At 34.8% G+C, this 16,665-nt stretch carries 17 protein-coding genes; 13 read left to right on the top strand and 4 right to left on the bottom strand.

Annotated elements, in window-relative coordinates; all coding sequences use genetic code 11:
* Window position 1: 1 nt before the first annotated feature.
* The 11 genes from DFR56_RS14855 (at window position 2) to DFR56_RS14805 (ending at window position 9,576) form a co-directional block, all read left to right on the top strand.
* On the top strand, window positions 2-1,039 hold the full coding sequence (locus tag DFR56_RS14855; RefSeq protein ID WP_110396236.1) for a type IV pilus twitching motility protein PilT: 1,038 nt from the start codon (window positions 2-4) through the stop codon (window positions 1,037-1,039).
* Entirely contained in the window at window positions 1,039-2,253 is a 1,215-nt protein-coding gene (locus DFR56_RS14850) for a type II secretion system F family protein (RefSeq protein WP_110396235.1), read from the top strand. The genes DFR56_RS14855 and DFR56_RS14850 overlap by 1 nt, the downstream gene beginning before the upstream one ends.
* Window positions 2,254-2,627: 374 nt before the next feature.
* Window positions 2,628-3,089: a type II secretion system protein gene (locus DFR56_RS14845; RefSeq protein ID WP_242694689.1), complete on the top strand. Its 462-nt coding sequence runs from the start codon at window positions 2,628-2,630 to the stop codon at window positions 3,087-3,089.
* Window positions 3,090-3,164: 75 nt separating this feature from the next.
* Window positions 3,165-4,139, top strand: coding sequence for a type IV pilus biogenesis protein PilM (pilM, locus tag DFR56_RS14840; protein ID WP_110396233.1), 975 nt, complete (start codon window positions 3,165-3,167; stop codon window positions 4,137-4,139).
* Window positions 4,140-4,141: 2 nt separating this feature from the next.
* A complete protein-coding gene (locus tag DFR56_RS14835) occupies window positions 4,142-4,741 on the top strand; it encodes a hypothetical protein (RefSeq protein WP_146214299.1) in 600 nt (199 codons plus the stop codon).
* Complete coding sequence (locus DFR56_RS14830) at window positions 4,734-5,417, top strand: coiled-coil domain-containing protein (RefSeq protein ID WP_110396231.1); 684 nt, start codon at window positions 4,734-4,736, stop codon at window positions 5,415-5,417. The genes DFR56_RS14835 and DFR56_RS14830 overlap by 8 nt, the downstream gene beginning before the upstream one ends.
* A 14-nt stretch (window positions 5,418-5,431) precedes the next feature.
* Window positions 5,432-5,896, top strand: a complete 465-nt coding sequence (locus tag DFR56_RS14825) for a type IV pilus modification PilV family protein (protein WP_110396230.1) — start codon at window positions 5,432-5,434, stop codon at window positions 5,894-5,896.
* Window positions 5,880-6,314, top strand: a complete 435-nt coding sequence (locus DFR56_RS14820) for a PilW family protein (RefSeq protein ID WP_110396229.1) — start codon at window positions 5,880-5,882, stop codon at window positions 6,312-6,314. Before DFR56_RS14825 ends, DFR56_RS14820 begins: the two co-directional genes overlap by 17 nt.
* On the top strand, window positions 6,314-7,846 hold the full coding sequence (locus DFR56_RS14815) for a DUF7305 domain-containing protein (protein WP_110396228.1): 1,533 nt from the start codon (window positions 6,314-6,316) through the stop codon (window positions 7,844-7,846). The genes DFR56_RS14820 and DFR56_RS14815 overlap by 1 nt, the downstream gene beginning before the upstream one ends.
* A gap of 72 nt (window positions 7,847-7,918) precedes the next feature.
* Window positions 7,919-8,146: a hypothetical protein gene (locus tag DFR56_RS14810; RefSeq protein ID WP_110396227.1), complete on the top strand. Its 228-nt coding sequence runs from the start codon at window positions 7,919-7,921 to the stop codon at window positions 8,144-8,146.
* Between the two features lie 122 nt (window positions 8,147-8,268).
* A complete protein-coding gene (locus DFR56_RS14805; RefSeq protein WP_110396226.1) occupies window positions 8,269-9,576 on the top strand; it encodes a DRTGG domain-containing protein in 1,308 nt (435 codons plus the stop codon).
* Between the two features lie 401 nt (window positions 9,577-9,977).
* Here DFR56_RS14805 and DFR56_RS14800 read toward each other — a convergent pair whose 3' ends face one another.
* Complete coding sequence (locus tag DFR56_RS14800; RefSeq protein ID WP_110396225.1) at window positions 9,978-10,274, bottom strand: YtpI family protein; 297 nt, start codon at window positions 10,272-10,274, stop codon at window positions 9,978-9,980.
* Window positions 10,275-10,393: 119 nt separating this feature from the next.
* Between DFR56_RS14800 and DFR56_RS14795 the strand changes: the two genes are divergently transcribed.
* Window positions 10,394-11,338: a DHH family phosphoesterase gene (locus tag DFR56_RS14795; protein ID WP_110396224.1), complete on the top strand. Its 945-nt coding sequence runs from the start codon at window positions 10,394-10,396 to the stop codon at window positions 11,336-11,338.
* Window positions 11,339-11,396: 58 nt separating this feature from the next.
* On the opposite strand, the gene DFR56_RS14790 is transcribed toward DFR56_RS14795, so the two are convergent.
* From DFR56_RS14790 to ytrH, 3 genes are all read right to left on the bottom strand, one after another.
* Entirely contained in the window at window positions 11,397-11,585 is a 189-nt protein-coding gene (locus DFR56_RS14790) for a YtzJ family protein (RefSeq protein WP_110396223.1), read from the bottom strand.
* Between the two features lie 495 nt (window positions 11,586-12,080).
* Complete coding sequence (gene ytrI, locus DFR56_RS14785; protein ID WP_110396222.1) at window positions 12,081-12,578, bottom strand: sporulation membrane protein YtrI; 498 nt, start codon at window positions 12,576-12,578, stop codon at window positions 12,081-12,083.
* Window positions 12,578-12,910 (bottom strand): sporulation membrane protein YtrH, encoded by a 333-nt coding sequence (gene ytrH, locus DFR56_RS14780; protein ID WP_110396221.1) that lies wholly within the window; start codon window positions 12,908-12,910, stop codon window positions 12,578-12,580. The genes ytrI and ytrH overlap by 1 nt, the downstream gene beginning before the upstream one ends.
* A 371-nt stretch (window positions 12,911-13,281) precedes the next feature.
* On the opposite strand from ytrH, the gene dnaE reads away from it, so the two are divergent.
* Window positions 13,282-16,620, top strand: a complete 3,339-nt coding sequence (gene dnaE / locus DFR56_RS14775; RefSeq protein ID WP_110396220.1) for a DNA polymerase III subunit alpha — start codon at window positions 13,282-13,284, stop codon at window positions 16,618-16,620.
* Window positions 16,621-16,665 lie beyond the last annotated feature (45 nt).

Below are 16,665 nucleotides of genomic sequence, written 5' to 3'. Positions count from 1 at the left end.
AGTGAATATTGATATTGACGAACTATTAACAAAAGCATATAAGGATAAAGCTTCTGATCTACATATTTCTGTTCATTCCCCACCTACTTTTCGAGTGCATGGAGAACTTATGCCATACGGAGATATCCTATTATCCGCTGATACAGAAAAGATGGCAAAAAAAGTTCTTGGAAAAAGGTGGGGAACATTTCAAGAAACAGGTGAAATTGATTTCGCCTACTATATTGAAAATGTCGCAAGGTTCCGGATCAATGCATTTAAACAGAAAGGAAATATTAGTATTGCAGCTCGTGTTATACCTACTGACATTCCAACCATTGAACATTTACAAATGCCTGATATTTTAAATAGTTTAGCATTAAAGCATCAAGGACTTATTTTAGTGACGGGTCCTACTGGTTCAGGAAAGTCGACGACACTTGCCGCGATGATTCATTATGTAAATCGACAGACGAAAAAACATATTATTACACTTGAAGATCCAATTGAATATATACATCATCATGAGCAGTCGATCGTTCAGCAACGAGAAGTAGGGTTTGATACATTAACCTTTTCGAATGGATTACGGGGGGCACTCCGTCAAGATCCTGACATAATTTTAGTCGGGGAAATGCGTGATTTAGAAACGATCTCAACAGCAATCACTGCTGCTGAAACGGGACATCTCGTTTTAGCCACATTACATACAAATAGTGCTGCACAAACAATTAATCGGATCATTGATGTTTTTCCCCCTCACCAACAGGGGCAAATTCGGATTCAATTAGCATCTGTCTTAGAAGCCATCATTTCCCAAAGATTATTCACTAGAAAAGATGTTCCAGGTCGCATTGCAGCAACAGAAATTTTACTCGGCTATCCATCTGTGGCGAATTTAATCCGCAATGAAAAAATTGATCAAATTAATAATGTAATCCAGACGAGTAAATCCTTTGGTATGCATACGCTTGAAATGTCAATCAATGAACTTATCAACGGTGGGAAGATTGCGATTGAACAAGCAGCTCCATATTTAATGAATGCAGGTGAAATTTAATGTTGATGTATAAGTATGTCGGGCGGACGAAGAAAGGCTTATTAAAGAAGGGAACGATCGAAGGGTCTTCTCGTAGTGACGTTATTGCTCAACTTCGAGGAAAAGAAATTAGTCCACGAGAAATTACGGAAACGAAAGCGACTATTTTTAATAAAGATATCTCGATCGGTAGGAATTCTGTTAAAAATGAGCATTTTGTTATTTATTGTCGTCAGTTCGCCACACTTATCCGAGCAGGAGTTACGATCGTTGAAGCAACTAATATTTTAAGAGATCAAACGGAAAGCAAAGGATTAAAGAAAGTACTCGGAGAAGTGGAACGAGATATTAAAGGGGGGATCGCTTTTTCCGACGCCGTTGAAAAACATCCAAAAGCGTTTCCAACCTTGTTTGCTAATATGATCCGGGCAGGTGAAATGACTGGTAATCTAGATGAAACGTTAGACAGGATGGCAACTTATTTTGAAAAGCAACATTCATTAAAAAAGAAGATCCAGTCGACTTTAGCATATCCAATTGTTCTTTCTGTTTTAATATTTATCGTTGTCATTTTTTTAATGGTATTTGTTATCCCGCAATTTACTATTATTTATGAGCAATTTGGAGGGGGACTACCTAGTATTACCCTATTTGTTTTGAAGATAAGTGAAATGATCCAACATTTATGGTGGCTTTTGATCTTCATTTTAGCCGTTGTAATTGCCTTAACTATGTTTTTATTCCGAAAAAACCACCAGTTTCATTATATCGTTCATAGTGGTTTATTAAAAATGCCAATCTTCGGAAAGTTACTACAAAAGGCTGCAATTGCACGAATGACAAGGACATTATCGTCTTTATTTTCAAGCGCTGTTCCTATTTTACAGGCATTAGCTATCGTTGCCAAAGTTGTGAACAATCCTGTCATTAGTAAAGTAATACTTGAGTCGAGAGGAAGTTTGGAATCTGGCGGTACGTTATCAGAACCATTATCCGCCCATTGGGTATTTCCACCTCTTGTTCATCAAATGACAGAAATTGGAGAGAAAACAGGGACACTTGATTATATGCTTGAAAAAATAGCTGATTTCTATGAGGAGGATGTAGATAGGACTGTCGATACATTGAAATCACTTATCGAGCCAGTCATGATTGTGATTCTTGCATTCGTAGTCGGGTTTATCGTAGCAGCAATTATGATTCCGATGTTTTCCGTTTTCACGGAAATACAGTAATAGTTTAGTAGATGAATAAATTTCATAATAGACTACTTCTAGAATAAAACCGAACAACAAACAAAGGTATAATGTTATCGTTCGTTTTTACATCCTATTAAATGTTGGCTGGAATGGCAGGTGGTCGACTCCTGCGGGAGGAGAGGCCTAGATAAGACCCCGCAAGGCGTAAGCCTGAGGAGGCTTATCAGCCGCCCGCGGAAAGCGACCACCTAGAGTGAAAGCCTTTTGCTCAAGCAATATAGTTCGGTTTTTGAATCGCTATATTGAATAATGAAATTGATTCAGATTAGGGGAGGTGGTTAAGGAAATATTGGAAGCACGTCATGTAGAAAGAGTCTGAATGTGAATGAATACATAAGGAGGAAAAAATGATGAAAAAATTAATGAAAAAGTTTAAAAATGAACGTGGGTTAACATTAGTTGAGTTACTTGCAGTGATCGTTATTTTAGCAATCATTGGAACAATTGCGTTTGTAATGATTGGGAAGGTGACAGAAAACGCGAAGAAAGATACACATGTAGCAAACGCTCAACAGCTGATTGCATCTGCGAAATTGTATGATTCTACAGTGAAACCATTATCAGAACAAGATAACAAAGTCGATGGACAAGATTTATATAAGGAAGAACTAATTGATATTTTAATCGATCCATGGATAAAGGAGCCATATGATGAACCACAAGGGACTGTAACAGTTAAGGATGGTGTATATTCTGTCACGTTGAATCCAAATTCTGATGGGGGAGATTGTAAAATTGAAGATAAAGATGAAAAGGACTTAATTAAAGATGGACGAAAAATTTGTGATGGTAGTGATGGCGAAGATAGTTAATTAATCACTCTCGGTGAAAATATCACCGAGAGGCACCTTTTTTCTAAAAGAGTCTAATAGAAATGAGTGAATACGATGTTTACATTCGGTAAATCAAAACGTGTCATAAATATAGTAATAGAAGATTATGTCATACGAATGGTTGAAAACAATGGGAAAGATTTAGCCTCCATGAAATACCTCGCTGAAAAAGTATTACCTCCAGATACAATTGTAAACGGAAAGGTTGTTGATGAAGTAACATTTTACGAATTCATGAAAGAACTCGTTCGGGAGTATAGCATGAAAAACCGTCAAGTTCGTTTTTATGTGCCACATGAACTAATCATTATGCGTGAAATAACTATTCCCGACCACGTACTAAAAAATGAATGGAAACAATATATTACGATGGAAATTGGTCAGTCGATTCATTTTCCTTTTACTAATCCTGTTTTTGATCTATACGAATTACCGGATAAAAATGAGCAAAAGGTAACCATTTTAGCAGCACCTGAAGAGGAAATCATCAAGTATATTGAAATTTTTGATGATATAAAATTAAAACCAATTGCTGTTGATGTTCAAGCATTGGGCGTATATCGTTATTTTTTATGGGAGCAAGAACGTTTTCAATCTGAAAAAGTATATTTATTTTTAGAATTAAATTTAACATCTGCAAATATTAGTATTTTTCATCAACATAAAGTCGAATTTTTACGTTTTCAACGACTAAATGTGTCACCAAATGATTGGCACCTAGATGATGTACAATCGGTTCGGTGGAAATTTACTGGGGATGAAACTTTTCTTAATGGTGAAATGGAAGACCAATTAAATGAAATCGATCGGTTGATGAATTTTTATCGATTTTCGATTCACCGTGGGGAAAAGGCAGTCACAGATATTATTTTATTGGGGGACATTCCTGAGCTAGATCATGTAAAAACGAAGTTAAAAGAACGATATGAATTACCTGTAACCCCGTTAACTGTGAAAAACTTACATGATCAAGAAGTAAGTAGAGAGTTTATCCCTGCATTGGGACTAGCTTTGAAGGGAGGAAAATAATGGTGCCCGAGCGATTACCAGATATAAATTTATTACCCCAATATGAACGTCAAACTTCTTATCTTTTTCCTATCTTTATTATTTTCATTAGTATCACTTTAATTGCTTATATTTTTATAGGAGTTTCATACGTTAAGACAAAAAGTAGTGTCAAAAAGGTAGATAAAATATATGCACAATTGAATGAAGAAGTGGAAACATTACAACTTGAAGTGAATCAAATAAATGATCGTGACGAAAGCTTAGGGCAGGCAGTTCTTTTTGCGGAAAACCACGTTATTCCAACATCTACTTTTATTGTTCATTTAAATGATATACTACCTGATAAAAGTTTTTTACGAGAATATACATATGAAAATCAAATTGCGGAAGTAATCGCTCATTTTGAAGTACTTGATTCTGTAGCATCTTATACAACTGCTTTAACAGTATCTGAATATATTCGTGATACAAAAGTGGATGAAATTGAAGCATTTATGTTAACGAATGAAGAGTCAACTGAAGATGAAGTCTTATTCGATACTATCCCACGCTATCAAACAGAGTTTACATTAACTATTAATAAACATACGTTACAAGAGGAGACCGACGGGGATGAATGAATATTTACAAATAAATAAACGCCCTTTATTTATACTAGCAGGATTATTATTCATCTTCGCTATCGTTTTATATTTTATTTTCTTACGTCCCCTTTTAGTAGATTTAACTACGAAAGAAGAAGCAGTTCAATCGATTGAAAAGGAGATCCAACAATTAAAGCAAACGATTAAAAACAAGGAGGATGAAATAATAGAAACGGAAGTTGAACAATTGATCTCGGAAAAAAAGATCCCACTTGAACGAGAATTGGACGAGTATATATTAGGGTTACAGCAACTAGAAGTAAGAACAAATAGTAAAATCGATAAAATTGAATTTATATATGATAGCAATATAAACGAAGAAGTGGAAGATATGGAAGATCAAATTACGGAACTAGAATCCAATTTACTGGAAGGAATTGAAGAACAAAAAGAGCGGATTACGATTGATCCTACAATATTAAAAGAAATGCCTGAAAATCTACAAATAATGACGGTGAAAGTTACGGCGGCATCCCCTGACTTCGAGGAATTAATTCACCTAATTAAGGCGATCGAAAAACAGGAACGTATCTCGATTGTAAGCAAATTAGAGTTTTTCAAGCCAGCAGAATTTGAGGCATATTTTCTAGATGAACTGGAAGAAATGATCTTGTTTGAAGTTGAATTGACGACATTTTATTATACGGAATAAAGGGGTACACACCCATGAGAGAAGTAAAGAAATCTTTATTCATAAATGAGCAAGGCTTAACATTAGTTGAGGTTCTAGCCTCTATTGTTATTTTATCGATTGTTTTGATTTCTTTTTTAATGGTTTTTATTCAAACGATAAAGACAAATCAAAAATCTGAAGAAATTATTGATGCGACATATCTTGCACAAAGGGAAATGGAAAGAATGTACGATTTAAGTAGAGAGTTAGAGGTAAGTAAGCGACCAGAGTGGTTTATAGAGGAAAATTATGATCATAGGCCATCGATGGATAATTGGGAAGTTTTCAGTAGGAGTGAAGAAGGAACAGCATATAAGATTGAGGTTAGCTGGACAGATAAAGGTGACCAAATGACAAGAATTATCATTAAAGTTTATGATTCGAATGAATCTACTGAACCAAAAGCACAAATGGAAAACTTATTAAAGTGGAGGACTGATGATGAAGTTTCTCCGTAATGAAGTTGGATTGTCCCTAGCAGAACTACTAGCAACCCTTGCCATTGCTTCTTTATTCGTTACTTTTATTATTAGCATTCATATTCTCATTCAAAATCAATATAGTAACCAATCAAAAGATACTAAATATTTAACAGATATTACAATTGCGGTAAAAGTAATTACAAAAGACATTCGTTCAGCAGATGTAATAGTAGTAGGAGATCATGAAAATTCTATTACGATTCAAAAGAACAATGGAGATGTAACGACATATGCTTTAGAAAATAATGTGTTAAAGAAAAATGAGGCTAATTATATATTTGAAATAATTACATTTGAAGTAGTGAAAGACGGTCATAAAATATATTTAGAGATTGAAAGTGAATCGGGAAAAAAAATTAAAACCGAAATTGTGATGCGGGAGGTGGAAAGGTAATGATGGACAATCAGAATCATAATGAAGCTGGTTATACATTGATTGGCGTATTAGCTATTTTTACTATCGTAACCATATTAGGGATAAGCCTTGTTATGTTATCAATTACTTCAATTAACACCTCAAAGGCAGAACGAGATAATCAATCTGTATTTTATATTGCTGAAGGGGGATTAAATTATAAAATGAACGAAATTGAACAAGCAGTAAAGCGTGTTTATAAACAAGCTGATGTAATAACAGAAGAAGATTTTTATACTAAAGTAGAAAGCATTTTATTGAATTCCAATGAAATATATAAAGAATTTCAAGTAGGAGATGAATCTACTCGTGCCGAAATTACGGTAGAATTAGTTGAAGAGAAAAATAATGAATATATGATTAAATCAACGGGATATTTGGAAAATGAATCTAGAACAGTTGTAAAAGAAGTTACAATAGATTGGGAAAATAAAGATGAATTGATTGAAGGAGATACTGAAATACAAAAATTACCACCATTTGCAGTATTTACGAGTGGAAATTTCACGATGTCCAATGGGCATATTGAAGGTGATATTGGTTCAATTAATGTGAAACAAGGAAGTGTTCATTTTCTAAGAGGAGGACCAACACATAATGGAGTAATATATGTTCCCAAGGGAAGGAAAAATATTGTAATTAATAACGTTCATAATATTAGACCAGAAATAAAGGCGATTGAAGAAAATTATTCAATTCCGCAACTCCCTACTTTCCCAGTAATACCAACCAATTTTACAAAACTACCGGATCAACTATTTGAACAAAGTAAACACAATAGTACCGATTTAATAAAGGATAATAATTTATTCATTACAAATTGGATGACGAATAATTATACATTAGTAATGAATGATGATTTGGAGTTTAATAGTATTGAAATAAATCAAAATAATAAGCTTTTTATTGATGTAGGGACAACTAGTAAAGAAATGAAAGTAAAACATTTGGATCTAACAAATGGACATATTGAACTAAAAGGGAAAGGGAATTTAACTATTTATGTTACAGATAGAATTACCATGGGCTCTGGTAGCATGATTAATAACAATGGTGATATAAGTAGAGTCAATATATTTTATAGTGGTACTGACCTAATAACGCTATCGGGTAATCAAAAAATATATGGATCCTTATTTGCTGAAACAGCTAATCTTCATCTAACTGCTAGTGGGGGAATCTTTGGCAATATTTTTACAGGTGGAGAGGAATTTGTTCTAAGCGGCGGATCCAAAGTGAAAGGCCAAGTAATCCTAGCACCAATGGCTAATGTAAAAATGATGGCAGGAGGTGAAATAGAAGGAATGATCATATGTAAAAACTTTTATAACGAAGGTGGTGCAAAGGTTACTTTTGGTGAACCTTTTATACTTAATGGTCCAATATCTCCAGCTGCTTTAAAAATAAATTCTGAACATAGTAATGAAGAATCAAACGGTGAAAATATAAAAGTTGAAACAGGGGCAAGTCCAACTATTATAAGTTCTCCAACCCGTGAAGTGTCAAATTAACTGATGGACTTGGTTCTCTTCTGAATTAAATCACATACATTATTAATAAACAATCTAATAGGAGGGCTTATTTTGCGCCATTACACTATTTTACGATTATTACTTGCTGGTTTTTTATTATATTTCGCTTGGCCATATATTCCTGAGGCGTCCGCACCAATCGAAAAACTTTTTTGGGGAGCATGGCTAGGGTTTTTACTACTCGTTATTGGTGGGAATTTTGCAACATTGTTACAAATTTCCAGTCCACCTGTCATGGAACAGAGTGAAGAAATGAAACAACGTGCACGAAATGTATGAAGGAAAATGGCACTAAATACGGTTATAGTCAAATTGTATGATTAATATTGAGCTTCTAGTGGAACAACTGTATAATATAATTTATATTACAGACTAGTACAGTTGAAAGCTAGGTGAAATAAATGGCAACAAAACATGAACAAATCATTCGCCATATCATGTCATTAGACGTTGGACATAAAATATCAGTAAGACAAATCGCTAAAGAACTAAGTGTTAGTGACGGAACCGCTTATCGTGCAATTAAAGAGGCTGAAAATCAAGGATTAGTTAGTACAATTGAACGAGTCGGAACGATAAGGATTGAACGGAAAGAAAAAGAACATTTTAAACGTTTAACATTTGCAGAAGTAATTAATGTTGTTGATGGACAAGTGTTAGGTGGTCGTGGGGGTCTGCATAAAACGTTAAATAAATTTGTCATTGGTGCAATGCAACTTGAAGCTATGATGCGTTATACAGATGCAGACTCTTTACTTATTGTTGGGAATAGAGTGAAGGCGCATGAACTAGCTATTAAGGCAGGAGCTGCTGTGTTAATTACGGGTGGCTTTGATACGAACGAGCATATTAAAAAATTAGCAGACGATAAAAATTTACCGATCATGTCGACAAGTTATGACACGTTTACGGTTGCTGAAATGATTAACCGAGCAATTTATGACCAAATGATTAAAAAAGAAATCGTTTTTGTCAGTGATATTTATACTCCGTATGATGAGGTGCATCATTTATACAATTCGGACACGGTGGAAGATTGGTATAAATTAAATGAACTTACATCCCATACTCGTTTTCCAGTTATTGATGATGCAAGCAAAGTAAGTGGAATGGTTACTTCAAAAGACGTCGTTGGTATTCCTGGGGAAACGTTAATAGAAAAAGTAATGACGAAAAATCCATTTGCGGTACAGGCTAAAACATCACTCGCTTATGTCGCACATTTAATGGTTTGGGAAGGAATCGAAGTAGTTCCAGTTGTAGACCCATCTCATGAGCTAGAAGGTCTCGTTTCCCGTCAAGATGTGCTAAAAGCGTTAAATGAAATGCAACGTCAGCCACAAGTAGGAGAAACGATACACGATGTTATTTCTCGTGGCCTTGAAGCGATCGATGGAGAACCGACTGTATTTGAAACCGATGTAACACCACAAATGACTAACCAATTAGGAACCCTTTCAAATGGGGTGCTAACAACGCTCGTTACGGAAGCGAGCGCAAGACTCTTACTCCATTTGAAAAAAGGAAATATGGTCGTAGAGAGTTTAAACATCTATTTTATTGAGCCAGTTCAAATGGATAGTCATTTAATTATTAAACCAGAATTACTTGATGCTGGGCGACTGTATGCAAAAATTAATATTGAAATTTTTAATGGGCGAAAACTTGTCTGTAAAGGAATGTTGATGGCCCAATTAATGGATCGCTAATGAGAGGGAATACAAAAGGCAAACTAGAGTGGGGACAGTGAAAAAAGACAATGAAAACTTGTTCTTTTTTACAGGCAAGTCTAAATTTCTTCATGAATGCAACGATTCGTTCTCGCCATAAAACTTGAAGGTAAGTCAAGTTTTCTAAGCATAGAACGTGTGCCGATGTAATGGTAGATAAATTGCTCTCTCCAAGATGGGCTTGCACCCAGAAAGGTAACATTGTATCGTATTCTTTTCTGGGGTGAAGCTCCTCTGCCCTTTTTAAACTTAAAACATCTTCAATCAATAATCAACTGAGCCTGCTATTTCACTTGAAAAAATGCAAGGCTCTATTTCTATATAGAAATAGAGAGGTCAAAAACGCAACCGATTAGATAGAGGCTCAAATTCAAGAGCAATTATCCATCTGGATGTAATTTTTTCCATTCATTACGATAATGCTTTGCCTCTTTAAATCCATCAATTATTTGGAGTGCTCCAAGAAGAAGAAAAACGATACTAATAAATAAAATAAATCTCGTTTGATAAGCGATATATTGATTTATACCGAAGAAAAATAAAAAGCTACCTAAAAAGATCCTTGATTTTGCATTTAAATATTTTTGAGATAGTTTATCTTTCGTTTTTAATATAGCTACTTTATAATATACATACATTACAATTGAAATCATAATGAACACTGCAAAAATAAACATATAAATCGTCTCCTGTTTCAATGGGCTTATCTTTCTGTAACCATTGTATCTGTTTCTATCACATTTATCTAGAAAAAATGATTCATTCGCTTACTATTTTATAGATTGGAGCAACGAAAATGGTAAAACAAACCATCATTCAAACAATTAAACAATATGAAACAATTATCATTCATCGCCATGTTCGACCAGATGCTGATGCCCTCGGGTCACAATGCGGATTAAAAAAGATGATTCAATTATCTTTTCCAGAAAAAAAAGTGTATGCGGTTGGTGAGGAAGATCCAGCACTACATTTTTTAGCACGGATGGATGAGGTCGATGACACTCTTTTCTCGGATGCACTTATCATTATTTGCGATACAGCAAATACAGGTCGAATTAGTGATGAGCGCTATAAGCTTGCGGATAAAATAATTAAAATTGATCATCATCCAAATAATGATCCTTATGGCGATATTATGTGGGTAGATACATCTGCAAGTTCGACTTCAGAAATGATCTATGAACTGTTTTTATATGGTAAAAATCAACCATTTAAAATGGATGAACAGATTGCCCGACTAATTTACGGTGGAATTGTAGGGGATACTGGGCGATTCTTGTTTCCAAGTACGAGTAATAAAACATTTCAATATGCAGCACAATTAATTGAATATCCTTTTGATCGGCCTAAATTATATAATGGGCTGTATAGCATTGGACAAAATATTGCCAGATTACGAGGATATATTTTGGAGAATTTCACTATGTCACCTTCAGGGGTTAGTACTGTGAAGTTAACAAAAGATATATTAAATAAGTATGAAGTGGAACCTATAGATACTGGTAAATTAGTTGGGGCATTGGGAGATATTGAACATATTAAAGCTTGGATTTTCTTTATTGAAGAGGATGATATAATCCGGGTTCGCATACGATCAAAAGGCCCGATTATAAATACATTAGCAGCGAAATATAATGGTGGAGGCCATCCGCTTGCAGCAGGAGCTTCCGTAAAAACATGGGCAGAAGCAGAACAGTTTGTACTTGATTTAGAAAATATATGTGCAAATGTATCATAAAATAGTATGTGCTGATATCAACTAATACGGGAGTGAGATCAGCACATCTTTTTTATGATTATTCTTTTTCATTTGGGATAAACCAGCATCCTCCATCTGTTTTTTCATATTTTACTTGTAACCTTTCTTTTTCTATACCGCGTTTTATTAAACGAATAAATTCGGGAGATTCAGCATAAACAGTGCGACCTTCTTTCAGTTGCTTAATTTTCTCGTCGCGCATTAGTCTTCTGTCAAGTACTGTCATTATTTTATTCCGTCCTTTCTCTCCAAGAGTTTTATTAGAGGCTGTTCAAAAAGTCTAGTAAAAATGACACGTCGCATTTCTTTGGTAGTGAAGAAGGATACATCCTTTCTTACTGCTCACTGGCTAAAGGCGCGGCGATTACTCGCCCCATCGAATAGCCTTGTCGCAACGCCAGTACTAGCACGTCCCGTGTGTCGTGGGCAACACGGAAGTCATCACATCCTGTGAAAGTCTGTTGCTCCATGCTACGCCGCCTCGAGCTGTGACGCACAATGTTTTCGGGTGGGACGGCATTTAGCACAAATGCACTTCGATGGGGCGAGCGTAAGCGTAGTCCCAATCCCAGGATACCAGCGGTCTTAGCTGACCTCGATCATTTTTATCCTCTTTGAACACGACTAATAATTCATATAATTACCCTTATTTTATAAAATATAACTGATTCTGGCTATCAATTTTACCGTTTATTCATGAAAAATTCACATTACGTTTATTTTATTTAGCTAATTTTACATGGAGAGAAAGCTTAACCTGCTCGGATATATATAGTTTTTTCACTTCGAATTGATAAGATAAATCATCGATTGTAAAAGTTTTATTTTCAATGACCGTAACTAATAAATCATCGTTTTCGGCAACACTTTTTACATCTTTCCCGATAATATCATTAATTTCTTGTTTGATAAGGTCTTCTAATTGGTGGGTAATAAGTCGATCAAATCGCATATCTTCCTTATTCATAAATTCAATGTCGATGGAATGAATTGAAATAGTTTTTTGTTCCTCCAATTCTTCTTTATCGTGTAATAATGCTTCATTTTGTCGCTCTAATTCAGTAATTTTAGATTGCAATTGAATTCGATCAGATAAAACATTTTCATACATTTTTCCATACATATATGCTAATACAAGATAAGCAATGACAGAACCGATAAGGATTCCGATGATTAAGATTTGCCAAGATCTTTTTTTATGGTATGGTGGAACATGCATTACATTATTTCCTCATTGGTAACCCAAGTAATGAATAAAATTGCTGTCTTTACGCCGATCATTGCAGCGATAATAAACATCGATTGTTTAAACAAGTCCATCGTTGATCCGTCGACAAATCCTCGCTGAAAATTTTCAATGGCATCAAACGTGCCTCCGATGGCAGCGACAATGGCCCAAATTTTTATGGATTGTGCGATCCGATTCATGGCACTTAAAGGAGCGTCACCAGTTAAAAACGATCCAATACTGCCAATTACTGTCCCACCAATAACTACGCCAAATGCAATAAAGAAACAGTGGATAAAAGATGCAAAAAAACGTTCTTCCATTATAAAATCCCTCCTATCCTATTTCATTCATATGATATAAGTGGACAACTTATGTAAAAAACAATGTACTATAATATACGTAAGTCGACCGAGTGGAAAGGTACCTTTTGTAACGTTATAATAAGAATAGGAGTTCTATTTAGTTGATCGTCCTTTTTTAACAGTGAAGAAAGTATAAATCCTTTCTTGACTCGAATAAGCTCAGGCTAAGGCATTCGCGGTAAAGGCTTGGCAAATAAGTTAATCACTTATTTACATAAGTGCAACATCACCTCTGTCATCGCTTGACAGCTTGCCAGTCGGTGTATTTTCTTTAGCGAATAGCCAAGTTTTCTACGATTTTTTAGCATGGAATAAAGGCAGGAGAAACAATGTCATTTACACATTTGCAAGTTCGAAGTGGGTATAGTTTATTTAATAGTACGATTACCATTCCTAAATTAATAAAGCGGGCAAAAGAATTACAACTTCATGCACTCGCTTTGACGGACGAAGAGGTATTATATGGAGTAATCCCTTTTTACCGAGCGTGCGTGCAAAATGGAATAAAACCACTTATTGGGATGGTTATTCATCTTCCGTTTATGGATCACACTATTCCATGTATATTGCTTGCTAAAAATAATGATGGATATAAAAACTTAATTCAACTCTCTTCCCATATTCAACTAGAAAATGAATGTACCCTATCCTTTTTAGAAACGTTGTCCGATGATCTTATTTGTATTATCCGCACAGAAACACCTTTTTTGAAACAGTTCATACTGCAGCATAAGTGGACGGAAATGAATGATCATCTTACTGTTTTTCGTCACATGTTTTCAGCAGATGACTTCTATGTAGGGATTGAAATTTATGATCAACAAGAGGGAAATGAACGGATCACTCAGATGAAGCAATTTCAAGCTAGCTATCCGATACAACTAGTTGCCCTTCACGATGTCCGATATTTGGACGTAAAAGATGATAGTAGTTACGATTGTTTACAGGCGATGAAACATAATAAAAAATGGGAGCTGTCTGCACGAAATCAAGCGAATCATCAGAGACATTTACGCTCACAAGAAGAAATGAAGCAGGCTTTTTCACAGTGGCAGGAACTGGTCGATAAAACGGAGGAAATTGTGGGAAAATGTCATGTCACATTCGATTTTAATCAGCAATTATTGCCCAAATTCCCTGTACCTAATAATGAATCAGCCTCCACCTATTTAAAAAAATTATGTATGGATCAAATTCCAGTAAAATATAATAATGTAACAGCTGAAGTAATAGCACGACTTGATGACGAGTTAACTATTATTGAGAAATTAGGGTTTAGTGATTATTTTTTAATTGTCAGTGATTTTGTGCAATTTGCTAAAGAGAATGATATTGTAGTAGGTCCTGGACGAGGGTCAGCTGCTGGCTCGATCGTTGCTTATTTATTAGGGATAACAAATGTAGATCCTTTAACATATGAGCTTATTTTTGAACGGTTTTTAAATCCAGAAAGAGTGACAATGCCTGATATTGATATTGATTTTTCAGACGTCCGCCGTGAGGAAGTCATTGATTATGTTCGTGAAAAATATGGACAAGACCATGTTGCGCAAATTATTACGTTTGGAACATTTGCAGCACGATCATTGCTGAGAGAATTAATGAAGACGATGGATATTAATCAACATGATCAAACATATATATTGAAAAACATTCCAGTGCACGCTCATCAGCCAATTGTTTCCTATATAAACGAATCAAAAGAATTTCAAACGTATATAAAACAATCAAAAAAGTTACGAATGTTATTTACCATCGCTATTAAATTAGAAGGGTTGCCGCGTCACATATCAACCCATGCGGCTGGAATTGTGATTGGACAAGAGCCGTTGTTACGTCATGTTCCATTAACGAAAGGATCTCATGATACGTATTTAACACAATATGCAATGAATGAATTAGAAGCGATTGGGCTCCTGAAAATTGATATATTAGGGTTAAAAAACCTTAGTATGATGGAGCGCATTGTAAGGTCGGTTAACAGATCGACAAAACAAACGATTGATGTAAATACGATCCCTGAAGACGATGCAAAAACATTTACGTTACTTCAAGCAGGAAAAACGAATGGGGTTTTTCAACTTGAGTCACAAGGGATGAAAAATGTGTTAATGAAATTAATGCCAACATCGCTAGAAGATATTATTGCAGTTAATGCATTATATCGACCAGGACCGATGGAAAATATCCCTACGTATATCGAACGAAAGCATGGGCATAAACAGTTTGCATATATTCATCCAGATCTAGAGCCGATTCTGCATAAAACGTACGGAGTGTTAATTTATCAAGAGCAAATCATGCAAATTGCCCACCAATTTGCTGGACTATCATTAGGAGAGGCAGATATTTTGCGAAGGGCAGTTAGTAAAAAGGAACGTCGCCTCATTGATGAATTAAAAGAAACGTTTCTTTCTGGCTGTATGAGAAATGGCTATGACAAAAAAATTGCCGAAGAAATTTTTTCTTGGATTATTAAATTTGCAAACTATGGATTTAACAAAAGCCATTCGGTAGCCTACAGTAAAATTGCTTATCAACTTAGTTATTTAAAAGCGAATTATCCAACTTATTTTTTTGCTCATCTTTTAAGTTCTGTGTCAAATGAAGCAAACAAGTTAAATATGTATGTAAGAGAAGCAAATGAATTAGGGATTCACATCCTTCCACCTTCTATTAATAGGAGTAATGCCTATTTCACTGTTGAAAATAATCATATTCGGGTTGGACTATTAGCGATTAAAGGAATTGGTTATGAAACGGTGAAAGAAATAATGAATGTCCGTAAAAACAGACCTTTTGCTGATTTATTTGATTTTTGTCTCCGTACATCATCGGTGAAACGAAATGCACTTGAAACACTTATTTTAGCAGGTGCATTTGATGAAACATATTCCAATCGGGCGAGTTTACTCGCTTCTATTGACCAAGCATTGGAAAGAGCTGAATTGTTTGGAGATGTGAATGGACAAGGCAATTTATTTGGCGATAAGGTACAAATGAAACCTTCTTATATGGAAATGGATGATTTTAGTCAAGTGCAAAAATTATCGGATGAAAAAGAGTTGCTTCATATGTATGTGACGAGTCATCCAATCAAACAGTATAGGTCAACATTAACCTTACAACATTTTCTATCACTACAACAGGCAAAATTATTAGCTAATAATAGCCAAGTAAAAACAGTCGTCATTGTTCAGTCGATTAAAAAAATTCATACAAAACGTGGAGATTCGATGGCGTTTGTAACAATTGCGGATGAAACAGAGGAGATGGAGACAGTTATTTTTCCTACATTATATCGTGAAATAAGTCAGTGGTTACAAGAAGAGAAAATCGTCGCTATCAAAGGGAAAATTAACATAAGACAAAATAAAAAGCAAATGGTCATTGACCAAATGGAGCCATTCATATTAGAGGAACTGAATAGAAAATCGGCTGGAAATATATATATAAAACTAAGTACAGAAAAAGACAGTAAAGAAGCATTAACCTATTTAAGGAAAACAGCCCAAAATTATCGGGGGAGCTTTTCGATTATTATTTATTCTGAAAAAGAAAAGAAAACGTATAAGCTAGGGGAAAAATATACAATTTTGAACGATGAAAATTGTATGAATCAACTAAAAAAATACTTTGGAGCCGAAAATGTTGTGTTAAAAGAATAATAATTATATGATAACATTTATATAAATTTTGAAATTAACTATCTA

It is taken from the genome of Pseudogracilibacillus auburnensis (assembly GCF_003201975.1).
Taxonomy (GTDB): Bacteria; Bacillota; Bacilli; order Bacillales; family Amphibacillaceae; genus Pseudogracilibacillus; species Pseudogracilibacillus auburnensis.
The sequence above is the reverse complement of the archived record's forward strand: the minus strand, read 5'-3'. Positions and strand labels throughout refer to the sequence as shown.

What these genes read in the sequence shown, in the direction of transcription:
- DFR56_RS14850 (WP_110396235.1), top strand. Translation starts at nt 1,039, where the DNA reads ATGTTGATGTATAAGTATGTCGGGCGGACGAAGAAAGGCTTATTAAAG.
- DFR56_RS14845 (WP_242694689.1), top strand. Translation starts at nt 2,628, where the DNA reads ATGAAAAAATTAATGAAAAAGTTTAAAAATGAACGTGGGTTAACATTA.
- pilM (WP_110396233.1), top strand. Translation starts at nt 3,165, where the DNA reads ATGTTTACATTCGGTAAATCAAAACGTGTCATAAATATAGTAATAGAA.
- DFR56_RS14830 (WP_110396231.1), top strand. Translation starts at nt 4,734, where the DNA reads ATGAATGAATATTTACAAATAAATAAACGCCCTTTATTTATACTAGCA.
- DFR56_RS14825 (WP_110396230.1), top strand. Translation starts at nt 5,432, where the DNA reads ATGAGAGAAGTAAAGAAATCTTTATTCATAAATGAGCAAGGCTTAACA.
- DFR56_RS14820 (WP_110396229.1), top strand. Translation starts at nt 5,880, where the DNA reads ATGAAGTTTCTCCGTAATGAAGTTGGATTGTCCCTAGCAGAACTACTA.
- DFR56_RS14815 (WP_110396228.1), top strand. Translation starts at nt 6,314, where the DNA reads ATGATGGACAATCAGAATCATAATGAAGCTGGTTATACATTGATTGGC.
- DFR56_RS14805 (WP_110396226.1), top strand. Translation starts at nt 8,269, where the DNA reads ATGGCAACAAAACATGAACAAATCATTCGCCATATCATGTCATTAGAC.
- DFR56_RS14800 (WP_110396225.1), bottom strand. Translation starts at nt 10,274, where the DNA reads ATGTTTATTTTTGCAGTGTTCATTATGATTTCAATTGTAATGTATGTA.
- DFR56_RS14795 (WP_110396224.1), top strand. Translation starts at nt 10,394, where the DNA reads ATGGTAAAACAAACCATCATTCAAACAATTAAACAATATGAAACAATT.
- DFR56_RS14790 (WP_110396223.1), bottom strand. Translation starts at nt 11,585, where the DNA reads ATGACAGTACTTGACAGAAGACTAATGCGCGACGAGAAAATTAAGCAA.
- ytrI (WP_110396222.1), bottom strand. Translation starts at nt 12,578, where the DNA reads ATGCATGTTCCACCATACCATAAAAAAAGATCTTGGCAAATCTTAATC.
- ytrH (WP_110396221.1), bottom strand. Translation starts at nt 12,910, where the DNA reads ATGGAAGAACGTTTTTTTGCATCTTTTATCCACTGTTTCTTTATTGCA.
- dnaE (WP_110396220.1), top strand. Translation starts at nt 13,282, where the DNA reads ATGTCATTTACACATTTGCAAGTTCGAAGTGGGTATAGTTTATTTAAT.